General features: G+C 67.7%; 16 protein-coding genes. 12 read left to right on the top strand and 4 right to left on the bottom strand.

Annotation, left to right across the window (positions count from 1 at the left end; all coding sequences use genetic code 11):
* The first annotated feature begins 472 nt into the window (after positions 1-472).
* The 3 genes from LK10_RS19235 to LK10_RS19225 are packed head-to-tail and all read left to right on the top strand — an operon-like array spanning position 473 to position 3,008.
* Positions 473-1,273, top strand: coding sequence for an electron transfer flavoprotein subunit beta/FixA family protein (locus LK10_RS19235; RefSeq protein WP_043127468.1), 801 nt, complete (start codon positions 473-475; stop codon positions 1,271-1,273).
* A 14-nt stretch (positions 1,274-1,287) separates the two neighbouring features.
* Entirely contained in the window at positions 1,288-2,244 is a 957-nt protein-coding gene (locus LK10_RS19230; protein WP_043127534.1) for an electron transfer flavoprotein subunit alpha/FixB family protein, read from the top strand.
* The gene (locus tag LK10_RS19225) at positions 2,244-3,008 is read left to right on the top strand and encodes a PIG-L deacetylase family protein (protein WP_052207600.1); all 765 of its coding nucleotides are present in this window, start codon (positions 2,244-2,246) and stop codon (positions 3,006-3,008) included. Before LK10_RS19230 ends, LK10_RS19225 begins: the two co-directional genes overlap by 1 nt.
* A 34-nt stretch (positions 3,009-3,042) precedes the next feature.
* Here the strand turns inward: LK10_RS19225 and LK10_RS19220 are convergent, their stop codons facing one another.
* Positions 3,043-3,510: a tRNA (cytidine(34)-2'-O)-methyltransferase gene (locus LK10_RS19220; protein WP_043127466.1), complete on the bottom strand. Its 468-nt coding sequence runs from the start codon at positions 3,508-3,510 to the stop codon at positions 3,043-3,045.
* A 31-nt stretch (positions 3,511-3,541) separates the two neighbouring features.
* Positions 3,542-4,513 (bottom strand): J domain-containing protein, encoded by a 972-nt coding sequence (locus tag LK10_RS19215; protein ID WP_043127465.1) that lies wholly within the window; start codon positions 4,511-4,513, stop codon positions 3,542-3,544.
* 65 nt (positions 4,514-4,578) lie between these two features.
* On the opposite strand from LK10_RS19215, the gene LK10_RS19210 reads away from it, so the two are divergent.
* A complete protein-coding gene (locus tag LK10_RS19210; protein ID WP_043127462.1) occupies positions 4,579-5,787 on the top strand; it encodes a cysteine desulfurase family protein in 1,209 nt (402 codons plus the stop codon).
* Positions 5,788-5,799: 12 nt separating this feature from the next.
* On the opposite strand, the gene LK10_RS19205 is transcribed toward LK10_RS19210, so the two are convergent.
* Positions 5,800-7,065, bottom strand: a complete 1,266-nt coding sequence (locus LK10_RS19205; RefSeq protein WP_043127459.1) for an NAD(P)/FAD-dependent oxidoreductase — start codon at positions 7,063-7,065, stop codon at positions 5,800-5,802.
* Between the two features lie 70 nt (positions 7,066-7,135).
* On the opposite strand from LK10_RS19205, the gene mnmA reads away from it, so the two are divergent.
* From mnmA to LK10_RS19170, 7 genes are all read left to right on the top strand, one after another.
* Complete coding sequence (gene mnmA, locus LK10_RS19200) at positions 7,136-8,284, top strand: tRNA 2-thiouridine(34) synthase MnmA (RefSeq protein ID WP_081998694.1); 1,149 nt, start codon at positions 7,136-7,138, stop codon at positions 8,282-8,284.
* A gap of 376 nt (positions 8,285-8,660) precedes the next feature.
* Positions 8,661-10,295: an ABC transporter substrate-binding protein gene (locus LK10_RS19195; protein WP_043127453.1), complete on the top strand. Its 1,635-nt coding sequence runs from the start codon at positions 8,661-8,663 to the stop codon at positions 10,293-10,295.
* Positions 10,296-10,413: 118 nt separating this feature from the next.
* A complete protein-coding gene (locus LK10_RS19190; protein ID WP_043127450.1) occupies positions 10,414-11,502 on the top strand; it encodes an ABC transporter permease in 1,089 nt (362 codons plus the stop codon).
* Positions 11,502-12,566 carry an ABC transporter permease gene (locus LK10_RS19185; RefSeq protein WP_052207599.1) on the top strand — a complete coding sequence of 355 codons (1,065 nt, stop codon included), beginning with the start codon at positions 11,502-11,504 and terminating at the stop codon, positions 12,564-12,566. Before LK10_RS19190 ends, LK10_RS19185 begins: the two co-directional genes overlap by 1 nt.
* Positions 12,563-14,281, top strand: a complete 1,719-nt coding sequence (locus tag LK10_RS19180) for a dipeptide ABC transporter ATP-binding protein (RefSeq protein WP_043127447.1) — start codon at positions 12,563-12,565, stop codon at positions 14,279-14,281. The genes LK10_RS19185 and LK10_RS19180 overlap by 4 nt, the downstream gene beginning before the upstream one ends.
* Before the next feature lie 93 nt (positions 14,282-14,374).
* Positions 14,375-14,836 carry a chorismate mutase gene (locus tag LK10_RS19175; protein WP_052207598.1) on the top strand — a complete coding sequence of 154 codons (462 nt, stop codon included), beginning with the start codon at positions 14,375-14,377 and terminating at the stop codon, positions 14,834-14,836.
* Positions 14,837-14,839: 3 nt separating this feature from the next.
* Complete coding sequence (locus tag LK10_RS19170) at positions 14,840-15,874, top strand: uroporphyrinogen decarboxylase/cobalamine-independent methonine synthase family protein (RefSeq protein WP_043127444.1); 1,035 nt, start codon at positions 14,840-14,842, stop codon at positions 15,872-15,874.
* Positions 15,875-15,878: 4 nt separating this feature from the next.
* On the opposite strand, the gene LK10_RS19165 is transcribed toward LK10_RS19170, so the two are convergent.
* Positions 15,879-16,766 (bottom strand): cytochrome c oxidase assembly protein, encoded by an 888-nt coding sequence (locus LK10_RS19165; protein WP_052207597.1) that lies wholly within the window; start codon positions 16,764-16,766, stop codon positions 15,879-15,881.
* A 179-nt stretch (positions 16,767-16,945) separates the two neighbouring features.
* Between LK10_RS19165 and mtrA the strand changes: the two genes are divergently transcribed.
* Positions 16,946-17,620, top strand: coding sequence for an MtrAB system response regulator MtrA (mtrA, locus tag LK10_RS19160; RefSeq protein WP_043127440.1), 675 nt, complete (start codon positions 16,946-16,948; stop codon positions 17,618-17,620).
* The last annotated feature ends 8 nt before the right edge of the window (positions 17,621-17,628 follow it).

The raw sequence follows: 17,628 nt of genomic DNA, 5'->3' as shown, positions 1-17,628 counted from the left end.
CCATCGAAGATGCAAGCGGGCTCACCGCCGCAGTGCGTCAGACGGCGCCGGGCTCGACTGTGAAGGTCACGCTGAACCGCAATGGGCAGAGCATGACCGTCAACGTCACGGTGGGGACCGCCACCTCCTGATCCCCGAAGACCGGCAACCGGTGGGCGGGTAGTCCCAGAAGGCTCCGCTCGCGTTCCCAACAAGGGCCGCGAGCGGAGCCTTCTGCTCGTTGCAGTCCCTCTAGCCCGGCGGAGGTCCCCGGACCGCACCGCGTCGTTTCATGACATTCCGTGGCGTTCCGTGACGCTCCCGAGAGTTCACGCCGTGCGCGGCGCCCTTCGGGTGGCAGCCCCAGCGCGTATGGTTAGCTAAGGTCGCGGGAGCGCGGTGCGCACACCGTGGCCATTCGCGGCTTGACCGCGACACCGGCGCCGTCGGGCGCCACCAGCGACGGACGCAACACTACGGAAGGTCCTCAACCGTGGGAGACACCCTCAAGATCGTCGTGCTCGTCAAGCACGTCCCTGACGCTCAGTTCGACCGTCACATCGGTCCTGACCGGACGCTCGAGCGCTCGGAGAGCATCCTGTCTGAGCTTGACGAATACGCGCTGGAAGCCGCCCTGCAGCTGAGCGAGGCTCGCGGCGGGGAGAAGGCCGGCAATCAGGTCATCGCCCTCACCATGGGCACCGCGGACGCAGCCAACGCCCTCAAGAAGGCGCTCCAGATCGGTGCTTCTTCTGGCGTCCACGTGACTGACGAAGCTCTGGCCGGGTCTGACGCATGGGCAACGTCGCTCGTGCTCGCTGCCGCGCTCCGTGCGATTGGCGATGTCGACCTCATAGTCGCAGGCATGGCCTCGACCGACGGCGAGACGTCGCTCGTCCCCGCTCAGCTTGCCGAGCGCCTCGGCCTTCCGCAGCTAACGTTCGCCTCGAGCCTTGAGGTCGAGGGGCGCACGGCCGTCATCCGGCGCGACGGCGGAACAACGTCCGATACCGTGGAGGCTGATCTGCCGGCGGTCGTCTCCGTCACCGACCAGATCAACGAACCGCGCTATCCGAACTTCAAGGGCATCCTCGCGGCGAAGAAGAAGAAGATCGCGACGTTCAGCCTGGCGGACCTCGGCCTCGATGCGGGGCAGGTGGGCTCCGCGGGTGCGCTCACTCGCGTTGAGCAGGCCGAGCCGCGTCCTGCGCGCACAGCCGGAACCATCATCACCGACGAGGGAGACGCCGGCGTGAAGCTCGTCGACTTCCTGGCCGCCCAGAAGCTCGTTTAGAGGGAGAGATGACCATGACCGCAACCCTCGTCTACCTCGACGTCCTTCCCGCCGAAGGCCTTCGCAAGCCCCAGCTCGACCTCCTCGCAGCGGGCCGCATACTCGGGCCCGTCTCCGCTGCCGTCGCCACACCCCCGAGCGACGCCGTCGTCCAGCAGCTAGGCGAACACGGTGTTGAGACCGTCTACACCCCCGATGAGTCAGATCTCTCGTCCTACCTCGTCGCCCCGCAGGCCGCTTGGCTCGCGGCAGTCGCGGCAGTTGCCCAGCCGGGCGCGATCGTCCTCGACAACTCGTTCGAGGGCAAGGAGATTGCGGGGCGTCTCGGCGTGCGGTTGGATGCCGGCGTCATTACCGATGTCGTCGCGCTTGAAGCCGACGGGACTGCCCACAAGTCGGTGCTTGCCGGCTCGTATGAGGTCAGTGCGAAGGCAACGAGCCCGGTTGCCGTCTTCACGGTGAAGCCAGGCGCGGCAGAGGCTGCTGCAGCACCTGCTGCAGGCTCGCCCACAGTGACGACGGTCGAGGTACCGCAAGGCGCCTTCGCGCACGCCGCGCGGATCACGGGGCGAACGGATCGCCCTCGAAGCGGTCGCCCCGAGCTGACGGAGGCCGCAATCGTGGTCGCCGGTGGTCGCGGTACAGATGGCGACTTCGGGCCGATCGAGGAACTCGCCGATGCGCTCGGCGCCGCGGTTGGGGCTTCCCGCGCCGCGACGGACGCCGGGTGGATCAGCCATGATTTCCAAGTCGGGCAAACGGGCAAGACGGTCTCTCCTCAGCTCTACATCTCCGCTGGCATTTCGGGGGCAATCCAGCAGAAGGCTGGCATGCAGACAGCGAAGATCATCGTGGCAGTCAACTCTGATCCCGAATCGCCCGTATTCGAGATCGCGGACTTCGGGGTCGTCGGCGACCTGTTCAAGGTCCTTCCCCAAGCCACCGAAGAGATCAAGCGGCGTCGAGCCTAGTGGCCATCCCTCGGGGCGGCCTTCCCGGGCCCCACGATGTGGGGAAGGTGCTCGCCTTTGGCGCCCACCCTGACGACCTGGACTTCGGTGTGGCCGGAACTGTGTCAGCGTGGGTCGCCCAGGGGATCGAGGTGCACTACGGCATCATGACCGACGGCGATGCCGGCGGTTTCGATCCGGCTCACCGCGCCGAGATCGTCGCGATGCGCCGGGACGAACAGCGCGCCGCCGCCGCACGCGTCGGGGTGAGCGAGGTGCATTTCCTGGGCTACCCGGACGGCTATCTCGAGCCCACGCACGAGGTGCAGCGCGACGTCGTCCGGCTCATCAGGATGCTTCGTCCCGACGTCGTCATTGCCCAGCATCCCGAGCGCAACTGGTCGAGCCTCCAGATGTCCCACCCGGATCATCTCGCGAGTGGCGAGGCCGTGACGCGGGCCATCTACCCCGCGACGGAGAACCCCTACGCCTACCCCGAGCTCGAGGAAGCGGGTTTTGCAGCCTACCGCGTCCCTTGGCTGTGGCTCTACGGAGCTCCAGAGGAGCGGGTCAACCACGTCGTTGACATCACCGACCATGTGGAAGCGAAGCTCGAGGCGATTCGCGTGCACCTCAGCCAGCACCCCGATATCGCTGCCACGGAACGCTTCGTCCGTGCCAGGCTCGCCGCCACCGCAGCCGGGGCGGGCCTGCAGGCGGGGAGGTTGGCGGAGGCTTTCCACGTGGTCACGGTCAACTCGCCGGAGACCATCGCAGGCTTCTGACCCCTCGCACAGGAGAGGGATGCGGGACGGAAGCCTAGAGCTGCGCGCCCGCGTACCCGTTCTGCCGCCACGCCTCGTACAGGGCGATCGAGGCGGAGTTGGCGAGGTTGAGCGAACGTCGCGCCGGGACCATGGGCAGTCGCACCCGCGCTGTCACCCTCGGGTCGGCAAGGACGTCCTCGGGAAGGCCCACGGATTCGGGGCCGAAGAACAGGACGTCGCCGGGGACGTACGCTACATCGGCGAAGGGAGTGTCGCCGTGCGAGGTGAACGCGAAGACGCGTGAAGGCAGGAGCGCCGCGAACGCCTCGTCGAGGTTCTTGTGCACCGTCACTACGGCGAGGTCGTGGTAGTCGAGTCCCGCGCGCCGCAGCTTCGTGTCCTCGAAGTCGAAACCGAGCGGTTCGACGAGGTGGAGCTCTGACCCGGTCACTGCGGCGAGACGAATGGCGTTGCCGGTATTGCCCGGAATCTCGGGGGTGTAGAAGAGGATGCGGAACACGCCCTCCATCCTAGGCGCCGCGCGTTCGGACCTAGTGCAGGCCCGTGAGGAGCCTGGCGAGGGCGGGCACATACACGACGTTCGGCTGCGGTCCGGCCGCAAGGAAGAACTTGAGTTCGCGCACGAACTTCGAGGCGTTGAGCGGCTCGATCCCGCCCGTCACGCTCCTGTGCACGTCGATCACCGGCTGATGCACGCTGGCGTCCGGGGTCTGGACGAGCACGAAACCGTGCACGTTGAGCTCGGGGAACACTTCCTGGAAGGACCGCACCTGGCCCGCGAGCAGAGGTGGGGCTGCGGCTCGCCCGCCATGCAGGAGATGAGCGCCGTCCCACGCGTAGTTGCCGACTGGGACAAGCATCGAGTCGACGAGCGCGAGCCGGTATCCCGCAAGCACGGCGTGCGCGACGTAGGAGCGCCCGTCGGGCGAGATGAGGCCGTTGACGAGACGCGCCGAGGGGATCTCGGCGAGGATGCTGCGTCGGATCAGGGCAGCCGTCCGCTGCTCTCGCTCGATCCGGGCCGCCGCGCCGAAAATCCCGCGGCGTCGAGGTTCGCCATGCTCGGGCCGCCGCGCCAGGTCAAGCGGAACAAGCGGCACGACGCCGTCCGAGAAAGGCGGCTCGTACACGGCTGGTTCGCCGGCGAGGTTCCGCTGGGGGCGGCTTCCGGACTGCCTGCGGTTGGCCGTGAAGCCGGAGGCCGCGTACGACGGCGGGCGCGCCCCGCCGTCGTCCGTCCCGCCGGGGCCTGCGCTCCAGGCGGCGGTCTCAGGCTCCCGCTGTGGCGACGCCGCGAAGTAGCTGCGGTTGTACGACTCCCTCCGCTGGGCATCTGAGAGCACCTCGTAGGCGAGGGTGACGCGTCGGAACTCGGCGGGATCGCCACCGTGGTCGGGGTGATGGACCCGGGCGGCGCGACGGTAGGCGGCCTTGATCTCCTGGAGGGAGGCAGTGACGGGGACGCCGAGCACCTCATAGTGGGAGGGCAGGCCAGGCGTCATGAGTCAATCCTAGGCGGCGCATGCGTTCTCGCCGCCCGCAGGCTGGACCGGCCTAAAGTGGAAGGGTGCCCGTGTATCTCGACCACGCCGCTACGACTCCCGTGACGCCTCGCGCCCTCGCCGCCTTCACCGAGCAGGCTGCTCGCGGAGGCAATCCGTCCTCGCTACATGCCGTGGGCCAGAGCGCGCGGCGCGTGCTTGAGGACGCGCGAGAGTCGCTCGCGGCGTCGCTCGGCGCCCATCCTTCCGAAGTGGTTTTCACATCTGGAGGCACGGAGGCCGACAACCTCGCGGTCAAGGGGCTCTTCTGGTCGCGCCGGGACAGCAATCCGGAGCGTAAGCGCATCCTGTGCTCCAGCATTGAGCATCACGCGGTCATGGATACTGTCGAGTGGCTCGAGCGGCACGAAGGGGCGGAAGCGGTCTGGCTCCCCTGCGATGCGGGTGGGATCACGAGCGTGGAGGCAGTCCGCGCCGAGCTCGAGCGTGCCGCCGAGAGCATTGCCCTCATCACAGTGATGTGGGCCAACAACGAGGTCGGCACGCTCCAGCCCGTCGCCGAGATCGTCGCGCTCGCGGCACAATACGGCGTTCCCGTCCATTCGGACGCGGTTCAGGCGTTCGGCCACGTACCGCTTGATTTCGCCTCGTCGGGCCTGGCCACGATGGCAGTCAGCGGGCACAAGATCGGCGCACCCGTTGGCGTGGGTGCCCTCGCTGTGCGCCGGGACGCGACGGTGACCCCGGTTCAGCACGGGGGTGGCCAGCAGCGGGGACTCCGGTCGGGGACCCTCGACGCGGCTGGCGCCTCCGCGTTCGCCGCCGCTGCCGCCGACGCCGTCGGCCGGATCGAGCAGGAGGGGCCTCGCCTCGCGGTCCTTCGGGACAGGCTCATCGAAGGCGTGCGGGCGGCGGTCCCCGATGCCCGCCTGAGCGGCCCGTCTGACGGTGCGGTGAGACTCCCGGGTATTGCCCACTTCACGTTCCCCGGGTGCGAGGGGGATTCGCTCCTCTTCCTTTTGGACATGATGGGCGTCGAGGCGTCGACAGGCTCGGCCTGTACGGCGGGCGTCCCGCGGCCGTCACACGTCCTCCTCGCGATGGGCCTGACTGAGGACGAAGCGCGGGGCGCCCAGCGCTTCAGCCTCGGTTGGTCGTCCACCGATGAGGACGTCGACGCGCTCGTCGCCATCATCGGACGCGCGTTCGAACAGGCGCGCCAGGCCGGGATGGCGGGGCATGAGAGCACTATCAGGACGGCGTCCGTCCGTTAGGCCAACTCGCATTCAGGCAATGAGCTCCGCAAGCGGAACCTCAGGGTCGGCGAGACGGTCCTCATCGACGACGGCGCGCGAGGCGATGAGCGCTTTGAGGGCCTTCTGCGAACGCGGAGTGTTGACGTTCATCGCGGCGACGACCTGGCGGTCGCGGATCCAGAACGCGACGAAGCCCTCGAGGCCCGAGTCGACTGTCTCGATAGAGCCCCTGAGTACGAGCTTGGCCCCGCGAGCCCGCTGCGTGTAGCCGGAGTACTCGAGGCTGAGGCCGAACTGGTCAGTGTAGAAGTAGGGTGCGATGTCGAGGGCGGCAGGCTTGCCGAGCATCGACTTTGCGGCCACTTTCCCGCCGTTGAGGGCGTTCGACCAGTGCTCGCTCCGCACGTGGTCTCCGGTGAACGGCTGGACTGAGTTGGCGACGTCGCCGGCAGCGAAGACCCCTTCCGCCGATGTGCGCAGCGATGCGTCCACGATCACTCCGTTCCCCGTGAGCAGCCCGGCGTCGTGTGCGAGTCCGACGTCGGGATCGACACCGATGGCAACGAGCACAAGGTCTGCCGAGAGGCGCTCGCCCGAATCGGTCACGACGGATCGGACGCAGCCGGCGTTGTCGGTCGCGTGATCGTCGGACGCCTTGAACTCGGCGGGATGCGTCCCCAGCCGGAAGCCGACCCCCTCCGACTCGTGCAGCCTTCGGAAGTAGTCCCCGAGCTCGGGTTCGAGCTGGCCCAGCGGAGTCTTCGCCCGCCCGAGCACGATGACCTCGTTGCCGTAGGTTCGTGCGGCCGCCGCGACCTCCATGCCGATCCATCCCGAGCCGACGACGACGACCTGCTTCCCGCCGTCGTCGAGCTGGGACCGAAGGGCGAGGGAGTCCTCGAAGCGCCGGAGCGTCACGATTCCTTCGAGCTGTGAGCCGGGCAAGTCGAGCGTGCGCGGTTGCGCGCCGGTGGCAAGAAGGAGCGCTCGGTAGTGGAGCAGCTCCCCGCTCGCGAGGGCCGCTACCCGTGAGGCCGGCACGATCCGGCTCACCGTTTCGCCGAGGCGGAGCTCGACGCCGTTCTCGTCGTACCAGCCCGGGGGATTGACCGCCGTTTCTTCCTCCGTGGCCTTTCCCAGCAGGAATTCCTTGGAAAGTGGAGGGCGCAGGTACGGCTCGCGGTGCTCCGACCCGACAACCGTGATGGGGCCGTCCCAGCCCTCCGCGCGGAGGGTCTTGGCGGCGCTCCCGGCCGCAAGGCCGCCGCCCGCGATCACTATGCCATGCTCGTCCATGACCCGCCTCCATGCGGAGCTGTACTGGGACGGACTCGGGGTGAGCCGGCCCCGCCGCTAGAATAGACCGGTGCGAGTTCTGGCAGCCATGAGCGGGGGAGTGGATTCCGCCGTCGCAGCGGCCCGTGCCGTGGAGGCCGGGCACGACGTCGTCGGGGTCCATCTTGCCCTGTCCCGCATGCCGGGAACGCTGCGGACGGGAAGCCGCGGCTGCTGCACCATCGAGGATTCGAATGACGCGTGGCGCGCGTGCGACAAGCTCGGGATCCCGTTCTACGTGTGGGACTTCTCGGAGCGGTTCAAAGCGGACGTCGTCGACGACTTCATCGCCGAGTATGCCGCGGGGAGGACGCCGAATCCATGCATGCGCTGCAACGAGCGCATCAAGTTCGCGGCTCTCCTCGAAAAGGCCCTCGCCCTCGGCTTCGACGCGGTCTGCACGGGCCACTACGCGAAGGTGGTCCGCGACGCCGAGGGAAACCCTGAGCTCCACCGGGCTGCTGACTGGGCCAAGGACCAGTCCTACGTCTTGGGCGTGCTGACGCGCGAGCAGCTTGAGCATTGCCTCTTCCCGCTCGCCGACACCCCCTCGAAGGCAGAGGTGCGCGCGGAGGCCGAGCGGCGCGGGCTCTCCGTCGCCAAGAAGCCGGACAGCCACGACATCTGTTTCATCTCTGACGGCGACACTCGGGGATGGCTCGCCGACAAGATCGAGATGACTTCGGGCGACATCCTTGACGAAAACGGACAGAAGGTCGGCGAGCACAGCGGCGCGAACGCCTTCACGGTCGGCCAGCGCCGCGGCCTCCGGCTCGGCCGGCCCGCGCCCGACGGAAAGCCCAGGTTCGTCCTCGAGGTACGGCCCAAGGAGAACACCGTTGTCGTCGGGCCCGAGCAGCTCCTCGCGGTCGATGAGATCCGCGGGATCCGCATCTCCTGGGCCGGCGTTCCACTCGCCGAGGCAGCGTCGGGGGAGGAGTTCGCCTGCGCGGCTCAAGTGCGAGCACACGGCGAGCCCCTGCCGTCCAAGGCGCGGGTGGTCCTCCGCGCGGAAGCAGAGGGCGGTGAGGGCACGGACGACGGCGAGCTCGTCGTCATGCTCGAATCTCCCCTTCGCGGGGTCGCGCCTGGACAGACCGTCGTGCTGTACCAGGGGACGAGGGTGCTCGGCCAGGCGACGATCGACGCCGCGCGCTCGCTTTCGCGGCCCGCTCTCTGACGGGCCGCGCGGACAACCTCCAGCGGATCACGGTTGACGGGGCGGGGAACGCCAACAACTACCTGCGGGTGACGGTCAGCTCCAATGGGGCGGCGGGCAAGGACGAGCCGGTCCTGAGCTGGCAGAAGGTGCCCTACTCCGGCTGACCTTCCCGAGTATCCACCCGAGGACGACGACGGCGGCCGCTCCCGCCGTCGTCGTCCTCGCGGGTCTTTTTCGCTGGTTGATCCGAAAGATGTGAATCTATCGTTTCAATCTCCTCAAACGAGGCTTTCACATCTTCGAAAACGTGATTGAATGCTGTGTGCACTCGGGCTGTGCGCTGAATCACAGGCGGCGTGAGCCCAGAACTTCGAAGAGAAGGTCACCAAACCCCATGCGCAAGACCACCTCAGCCGTACGGAGCGCCCTTGCGCTCCTCGGCATCTCTGCGCTGGCTCTGACGGGCTGCACCGGCCCGTCCGGAGGCAGCTCGGCCCAGAGCGGCTCCTCAGGCGGCGGCTCGATCACCGTCGGAACCACCGACAAAGTCACGTTCCTCGATCCCGCCGGCTCGTACGACAACGGCTCGTTCATGGTGATGAACCAGATCTATCCGTTCATCATGAACTCGAAGCCCGGCAGCGCGGACCCCCAGCCGGACATCGCGACCTCGGCCTCGTTCACGTCCCCGACGGCCTACACGGTCAAGCTCAAGAGCGGACTCAAGTGGGCCAATGGCGACACCCTTGATTCGACGGACGTGAAGTTCTCGTTCGATCGCCAGCTCAAGATCAACGACCCCAACGGCCCGGCATCGCTCTTGGGCAACCTCGCGAGCGTCGACGCCCCGGATCCGACAACCGTGGTCTTCCATCTCAAGCAGGGCAACGACCAGACGTTCCCGCAGGTGCTCACGAGCCCGGCCGGACCCATCGTCGACCACAAGGTGTTCCCGGCCGACAAGGTGATGAACGACGACGACATCATCTCGAAGAAGGCCTTCGCCGGTCCCTACACGATCACCACCTATCAGAAGAACCAGCTGGTCTCCTTCAAGGCCAACCCGGACTACCAGGGCCTCCTCGGGAAGCCCGCGACGGACACGGTCAACCTCAAGTACTACGCGGACTCGAACAACCTCAAGCTCGACGTACAGCAGGGCAACATCGATGTCGCATGGCGCTCGCTGACCGCAACTGACGTCGACAGCCTCGCCAAGGACTCCAAGGTCAAGGTCTACAAGGGCCCGGGCGGCGAGATCCGCTACATCGTGTTCAACTTCGACACGATGCCCTACGGCGCGAAGACCCCCAACGCCGATCCCTCCAAGGCTCTCGCGGTCCGTCAGGCGATGGCCGACCTCGTCGACCGCGAAGCGATCGCGCAGCAGGTCTACAAGGGCACCTACACGCCGCTCTACTCGTACGTTCCGGACGGATTCCCGGGCGCGACGACGCCGCTCAAGAGCATGTACGGCGACGGCAACGGCAAGCCGAGCACTGACAAGGCGAAGCAGGCCCTGCAGGCGGCCGGCGTCCAGACACCCGTGAGCATCAACCTCCAGTACAACCCGGACCACTACGGCACGTCGTCGGGCGACGAGTACGCCCTGGTCAAGCAGCAGCTCGAGGCCTCTGGCCTGTTCAAGGTCAACCTCCAGTCCACCGAGTGGGTCACCTACTCGAAGGACCGCACGAAGGACGTCTACCCGATGTACCAGCTCGGCTGGTTCCCTGACTTCTCGGATCCGGACGACTACCTCACGCCGTTCTTCACCGAGAACAGCTTCCTGAAGAACCACTACTCGAACACCACTGTCCAGGGACTCATCTCTCAAGAGGCCACGAACCCGGACAAGTCGTCCCGCGAGCAGCAGATCGGCCAGATCCAGGACGATGTCGCGAAGGACCTCGCGACCCTGCCGCTCCTCCAGGGCGCGCAGATCGCCGTGGCCGGAACGAACGTCAAGGGCGTCGACACGACGCTCGACCCGTCGTTCAAGTTCCGCCTCGGGGTGCTCAGCAAGTAACGGCTTTCAGCCCCACCCAGCGCAGCGGCGGGATGCTACAGCGTCCCGCCGCTGCCGTGCGGAGGAACCACCGTTCGGAACCACCCGCCAAGGAACCACCCGCTAAGGAATTTCCCGAATGACCGCACTGACAGAGACGCCCCCAGAGGCCGCCGGCGTTCCCGCCCCGGCCGCCAAGCGCAAGGGCGGCGGGCTCGCGACCTACCTCATCATCCGCTTCCTGCTGATCTTCCCCACGATCCTCATCCTCGTGACCCTGGTCTTCTTCCTGATGCGGATCACAGGCGATCCGATCACGGCAGCCCTCGGCGGCCGCCTCCCCGCGGACCAGCTCGCCCAACGCATCCACGAGGCAGGCTATGACCGGCCCATCCTCGTCCAGTACTTCCAGTACCTCGGCCAGATCTTCACCGGCAACTTCGGCCGCACCATCTCGGACAACCGAGCCGTGACCGAGATGCTCGCCACGTTCGGCTCGGCGACGCTCGAGTTGGCCATCAACGCGGTCGTCGTCGCCCTCATCATCGGCATCCCGCTCGGAATGATCGCGGCGCACCGCCGAGACAAGACCCCGGACGCCGTGCTCCGCATCTTCGCGATCCTCAGCTACGCGACCCCAGTGTTCTTCGCGGGCCTGCTGCTGAAGCTCGTCTTCTCGGTCTGGCTAGGCTGGCTCCCCGTCGCCGGTCGCGCCTCGACCTCGACTGAGATCGCCCTGACAAGCCTCGCGCAGCCGACGGGCATCTACTGGCTCGATGCACTCCGCAGCGGGAACATGTCTGCGTTCTGGGACGTCGAGTCGCACGCCATTCTGCCCGCGCTCGCCCTCGGCCTCCTCACGGCCGGCGTGTTCCTCCGTCTCGTCCGCACCAACCTGATCGGCACCTTGGGACGGGACTACGTCGAGGCTGGCCGCTCGCGGGGTGTGAGCGAGTTCCGTCTCGTGACGCGGCACGCGTACAAGCCGGCGCTCATCCCGATCATCACGGTCATGGGCCTGCAGATCGCGCTCCTCCTCGGCGGCGCGGTCCTCACCGAGACGACGTTCGAATGGAAGGGACTCGGCTTCCAGCTCGCCCAGTACCTCACAGCGCGGGACTTCGTCGCTGTGCAGGGCATCGTCGTCCTGCTCGCCGTGATTGTGGCCGTGACCAACTTCATCGTGGACGTCGTCGCCGCGCTGATCGACCCGAGGGTGAGGTACTGATGACCACGCAGACCCTTCCGCAGCTCGAGCGGCGCGAGCCGCTCTGGCGGCGGCTGCCCGTTCTCTCCCACCTCCGCAACAGCGTTGGCCTCCAGCGCGGGATGCTCATAGCCGGCCTCGTGCTCACGGCGATCTTCCTGCTGATGGCCCTTCTCGCGCCGCTCGTCGCCCCCTACGGCTTCTCCCAGATCTCGGACGCCAGCGGCGACTTCCCCACGCAGGACCCTCCGAGCGCCCAGCACATCTGGGGCACCACGGTGGGCGGATTCGATGTGTTCTCCCGCGTGGTGTGGGGGGCCCAGACGGCGGTGCTCGTCATCGTCGTCGCCGTAGCCCTGTCGATCTTCGCGGGTGTCGCCTTGGGCCTCGCCTCTGGGTACATCGGCGGATGGCTCGATCGCGTCCTGGTTGTTGTCGCCGATGCCGTCTATGCGTTCCCGTCGCTCCTCGTGGCAATCGTCATGTCGATCGTCATCAGCCACGGGCAGTCGAGCCTGTGGGGCGGCATCCTTGCAGCCGCGATCTCGATCACCGTCGTCTTCATTCCGCAGTATTTCCGCGTCGTGCGCGCGGAGGCCATCCGCCTCAAAGCCGAGCCGTTCGTCGAGTCCGCGAAGGTCCTGGGCGCTTCGAGCTGGCGGATCATGGCGCGGCACATCTTCCGGAACGCGACGCGGAGCATCCCCCTCATCTTCACGCTCAACGCCTCCGAGGCGATCCTGACCCTCGCGGGTCTGGGCTTCCTCGGGTTCGGCATCGAGCCGACGAGCGCGGCCGAGTGGGGCTTCGACCTCAACAAGGCGATCAGTGACGTCACCGCGGGCATCTGGTGGACCGGTGTGTTCCCCGGCCTCGCGATCGTGCTGACAGTGCTCGGGCTCACGCTCGTGGGCGAGAGCATGAACGACCTCGCTGACTCCCGGCTCCGCACGCGCGGTCGCAGCCGCAAGCAGCGTACGACGACGGCCCGCACCTCCGACTCGGTGGCGCCGGCGGCACATGCTGTACCCGGCGTTGCTGCGGGCGCGGAAGCATCCACCGGCCAAGAAGGAGGCCAGGCATGAGCGAGCAGCTTGACGTGCGTCCCGCTGTGCAAGCAGAGACCGTGCTGGACATCGACGACCTCGAGGTGTCGTTCGCGACGGACGCGGGGGAGGTCCGTGCCGTCCGCGGCGTGAGCCTCGACGTGAAGGCCGGCGAGGTCGTCGCCGTCGTGGGTGAATCCGGGTCCGGCAAGACCGTGACCGCGAAGACGATCCTCGGCCTCCTGCCCGAGACCGCCACGAGCTCAGGCGCCGTGGTGATCAAGGGCCAGAACGTCGTCTCGATCTCGGCCGCGAAGCTGCGCGAACTGCGGGGCCGGGATGTGGCCATGGTGTTCCAGGAGCCCTCGACGGCGCTCAACCCCGTCTTCACGGTCGGCTGGCAGATCATGGAGGGCATCCGTGCCCATAGGGCTCGGGGTGGCGGGGGCCAACAGGGGCATCGGGTGGGCCGCAAGGAGGCCCGGGCGCGGGCCATCGAGGCCCTCCGGAAGGTGGGCATCCCCGATCCGGAGAAGCGCGTGGACTACTACCCGCACCAGTTCTCGGGCGGCCAGAAGCAGCGCGTCGTCATCGCGGCCGCCCTCGCGCTCGACCCGGAGCTCATCGTCGCGGACGAGCCGACGACGGCGCTCGATGTCACCGTCCAGGCTGAGATCCTCGAGCTTCTGCGCGACCTGCGGGACCTGTATGGCACCTCGATCGTGCTCATCACCCACAACATGGGCGTGGTCGCGGACCTCGCCGACCGCGTCGTCGTCATGTACCAGGGCGAGGTCGTGGAGGAGGCACCGGTCCGGAAGCTCTTCGCCGAGCCACGCGAGGACTACACGCGCCGGCTTCTGGCCGCCGTCCCGCACCTCGGGCGCGACTCCGCCTCCGAGGGGGTCGCCGAGCGCCTCCACCAGGGCGGGGAGGTCCTCGTCGAAGCAGAGGGTCTCGAGATCGTCTACCCGGGACGGCTCGGCTCGCCCGCGTTCCGCGCTGTCGAAGGCGTTTCGTTCACGGTCTCCGCGGGCGAGGTCTTCGGTCTCGTCGGCGAGTCCGGCTCGGGCAAGACGACGATCGGGCGGACGATCGCGGGGCTGAACCGCGCCACGGGCGGGAGCCTGAAGGTCCTCGGCCACGAGATGGTCGGCTTCCGTGAGAGGTCCTTCCGGCCCCTCCGGAAGGAGATCGGGTTCGTCTTCCAGGACCCGGCGGCTTCGTTCAACCCCCAGCTGACGATCGGGGAGTGCGTGGCGGAGCCGCTCGTGGTGCACCTGCGCCTGCAGCCGGCGCAGCTGCGCCGCCGGGTAGCCGAGCTCTTGGAGTCGGTGCAGCTTCCGGCGTCGTACGCGTCGCGGTATCCGCATGAGCTCTCGGGCGGCCAGCGCCAGCGAGCGTCTCTAGCCCGGGCTCTCGCCCTCGAGCCGCGACTGCTCGTCGCGGACGAGCCGACCTCGGCCCTGGACGTCTCCGTCCAGGCCAAGGTGCTCGAGCTGTTCCGCGAAATCCAGGCCGAACTCGGCTTCGCGGCCCTGTTCATCAGCCACGACCTCGCGGTCGTAGACCAGCTGAGCCACTGGGTGGGGGTGCTCTACAAGGGCCGGCTCGTCGAACAGGGGATCGGAAGCCGCGTCATGAACGATCCCCAGGACGCCTACACGAAGCGGCTCATCGCCTCCCTTCCCGTCCCCGACCCCGTGCAGCAGGCCGAACGCCGGAAGGCTCACCGCGCACTGCTGGGCGGCTGAATCGAGCCGAAACCGGAGCGAAAGGACGACGACGGCGGGTGGCTCGCGCCGTCGTCGTCCTCGCATGCCTTCTGGGCAACCTAGACTTGCACCATGACCGAGCAGCCCCGTGATGACGCCCGCCCCGAGTCGGCAGAGAGCGAAGCCGGAGAGGAATACGATCCGACCGCAAGCTCCCTCAAGGGCAACGTCGACCCCGCCGTCATGAAGGAGCTGCTCTCCATCCGTTCGAGCATCGACAACTTCGATGCGACACTCGTCTTCCTCCTTGCGGAGCGGTTCAAGGTGACCCAGCGGGTCGGCTGGCTCAAGGCGAAGCACCACCTGCCGCCCGCCGACCCTGATCGCGAGGCCGCGCAGATCGCGCGCCTCCGGCGGCTCGCGGAGGACGCGCAGCTGGACCCGGCGTTCGCGGAGAAGTTCCTCAACTTCATCATCAGCGAGGTCATCCGGCATCATCAGGCGATCTCGGAGGACCATCACTCGCGCCAGAACCCCGATGCCCCCGCCTACGACGGCCCGGCCGATGAGGCTGGACTGACGGATCAGGCCTGACGGATGTCGTCAGAGCCAACGGTGCCGGCTCAGGTCACTGCCACTGGTCTGGGCGAGTGGCCGGGGACTGACCCTGTCGAAGCAGAGAAGGCCATTCGGGGCGAGCTCGGTGGTCCTCACCTGCCGTTCCTCGCCGAATTGCCAGAGCGCGGCGTCGGCTCGGATGCGGTAGGGCGCACCGCGAGCCTGCTCGTGGACCTCTACGCCGACGTGCAGCCGCACGGCTGGCGGCTCGTCGAGCGGCCCGGACGTGACTCCGCGAGGGCGGCATCAGCGCTCGCGACCGACCTCAACGTTCTGGCCGACGTGGTAGGCACCGAAGAATCTCGTGCAGAGGGACTCCAAGTCCGGATACTCGGTCCGCTGAGCCTCATGGCCGGCCTCTATCTCCACAATGGCGAGCGGGTCCTTGCCGACCAAGGGGCGCGCCGCGACGTCGCGGACTCACTCGTGGCGGGCGTCGCGCCATTCCTTGCGCGCGTCCGCGCCGCGGTGCCGGGCGCGAGGCTCACGGTGCAGCTCGCCGAGCCGGACGCAGCCCAGGTCATCGCGGGCCTGCTCCCGACCGCGAGCGGCTACAGGACCTTGCGGGCGGTGCCCCCAGCCGAGGCGAGGGCTGCATGGTCCGGGCTGGTTGATGCTTTGCACGACGGCGGAGCCGAGCACGTCATCGTCCAGACGCCGGCATGGGAGGCGCCCATCGAGCGCATCCTTGAGGCGGGCGCGGACGGTGTCGCGCTCCCCGCCGAGTCCCTGAGCGTCGGGCAATGGGAGTCCGTCGCGGGCGCCGTCGAGGGCGGGGCGCGCGTTTGGCTGGGCATTCTTCCGCTCGACCCGCCCCAGGCGGCGACGACGCACGATATCGCGGAACGGCTGCTTCGGCCGTGGCGGCAGCTCGGACTCGCGGAGCGCTCGCTGGGCGCCGTCCGCGTCACCCCAAGCGATAGCCTTCGGCTCGTCTCACCGGAACGGGCGACGGCGGCCCTCACCCGACTCGTGAAGCTCGCCGACGCCGTCAATCAGCTCGCGTTCGGCTGAGGTATTACTCGCCCCGTCGGCGGAGGTGCGCCTCGGAGAGCGCATCCATCTCCTCGTCGGTCAGCTCGTCGAAACTGCGGGCCTCGCGCCGGTCGCTCCGGCTGAACCGCACGAACATGAGGATGATGAGCGGGAGATCCACGATCTCGGCAATGAACCACAGGAGGTCACCCGCGAGCTGCTGGTCGCGGATGGGGGAGGGGAACCAGCTCGGAGCGCCAGCCGACCATTGGGTCACTCGGTCGAGCACGTTGTCATTCAGCCGTAGCGCGATTCCGGGGACTGCGTCCGCCAGAAGTTCGATGAACACGTAGACGAACTCGAGCATGATGAAGCTCGAGGTGCGCTGGAAGCCCTCCGCCTCGGTGATGGGCAGTGCTAGCAAGAGTCCGAGCAGCGGGACCGCGACGCTCAGAATTCCGCTCACGACTGCATCGGCGCGGTACGTGTAGAGCAGTGGCGTAAGGAACGTCCCGAAGAAGGCGAGGCCGAGAATCGGGGCTATGAAGGCGTTGCCCAGGATGCGCATGGGGCGACTGCCCATGATCCGGTCGAGGCGTTCGCGTCCTCGATCGGCGAGGGCCGCGCGCGCGAGGCTGAGCGGCCGCCCGAGCCCCGCGAGCGGGGGAATCACGAAGAACACAAGGGCGAGCTTGAGCGTGAACGCCCATCGGAGTTCCCGGCCGTAGGCGCCTGTGAAGCCGCAGGTGAGGACGAGATAGGCGGCGATGCCGAAGACGTAGAAGCTGAGTGTCCGCCAGAGGGGCCACCGCTCACCTCGGCGGCTCGCCGAGCGCAGACCCACTCCGTAGAGCACCGCGGCGATCAACGCGAGGGCCAAGGCGGCGGGGTCGAGCGTGACGGTGGTCAGGAGGGTGGAGACGGGCGGCACTCTGGCGATTGTAAGCCACCCGGCTTGGGCCCAGCTGAACGGGAGAGCTGGTGCGCTGGTGCGGCGGATGGTGCGCCGGTGCGGCGGATGGCGCACTGATGCGCCAGATTAGAATGGAACAGCGCACGCGCGGGCGTGCCTGAACGGCCCGCAGCGGATTGTGCGGGAAAGTGGAAAGCATGAAGGCACGCATTCTGGTTATAGACGACGACGAGGCCCTCGCCGAGATGATCGGCATCGTGTTGCGCAATGACGGCTTCGAACCCGTCTTCTGCGCGGACGGGGCAGAGGCCCTCGACGTCTACCGTGCCCAGAAGCCGGACCTCGTGCTGCTCGACCTCATGCTTCCCGGCCTCGACGGGATCGAGGTGTGCCGTCGGATCCGTGCCGAGTCCGATGTGCCGATCGTCATGCTCACCGCTAAGTCGGACACGTCGGATGTTGTTCGAGGGCTGGAATCAGGCGCGGATGACTACGTGCCGAAGCCGTTCAAGCCCGCCGAGCTCGTCGCTCGGGTTCGGGCGCGGCTGCGCCCGGGAGAGGCGAAGACGCCGGAGACCCTCCGGATCGGCGACGTCTCCATCGACGTCGCGGGTCACACGGTGAGGCGCGGTGAAGACCCGATCGCCCTCACGCCGCTCGAATTCGATCTCCTTGTGGCCCTCGCCCGCAAGCCGTGGCAGGTATTCACTCGTGAGCTCCTGCTCGAGCAGGTCTGGGGCTACCGGCATGCAGCCGATACCCGGCTCGTTAACGTCCATGTGCAGCGCCTTCGTTCGAAGATCGAACGTGATCCCGAGGCTCCGGAAATCGTCCTGACCGTCCGCGGCGTCGGGTACAAGGCAGGGACGTAGACCGAGGC

Origin of the sequence: Sinomonas humi (genome assembly GCF_000802235.1) — a bacterium.
GTDB lineage: Bacteria > Actinomycetota > Actinomycetes > Actinomycetales > Micrococcaceae > Sinomonas > Sinomonas humi.
Note: the sequence above shows the minus strand (reverse complement) of the source record. Positions and strands in the feature narration are given on the sequence as shown.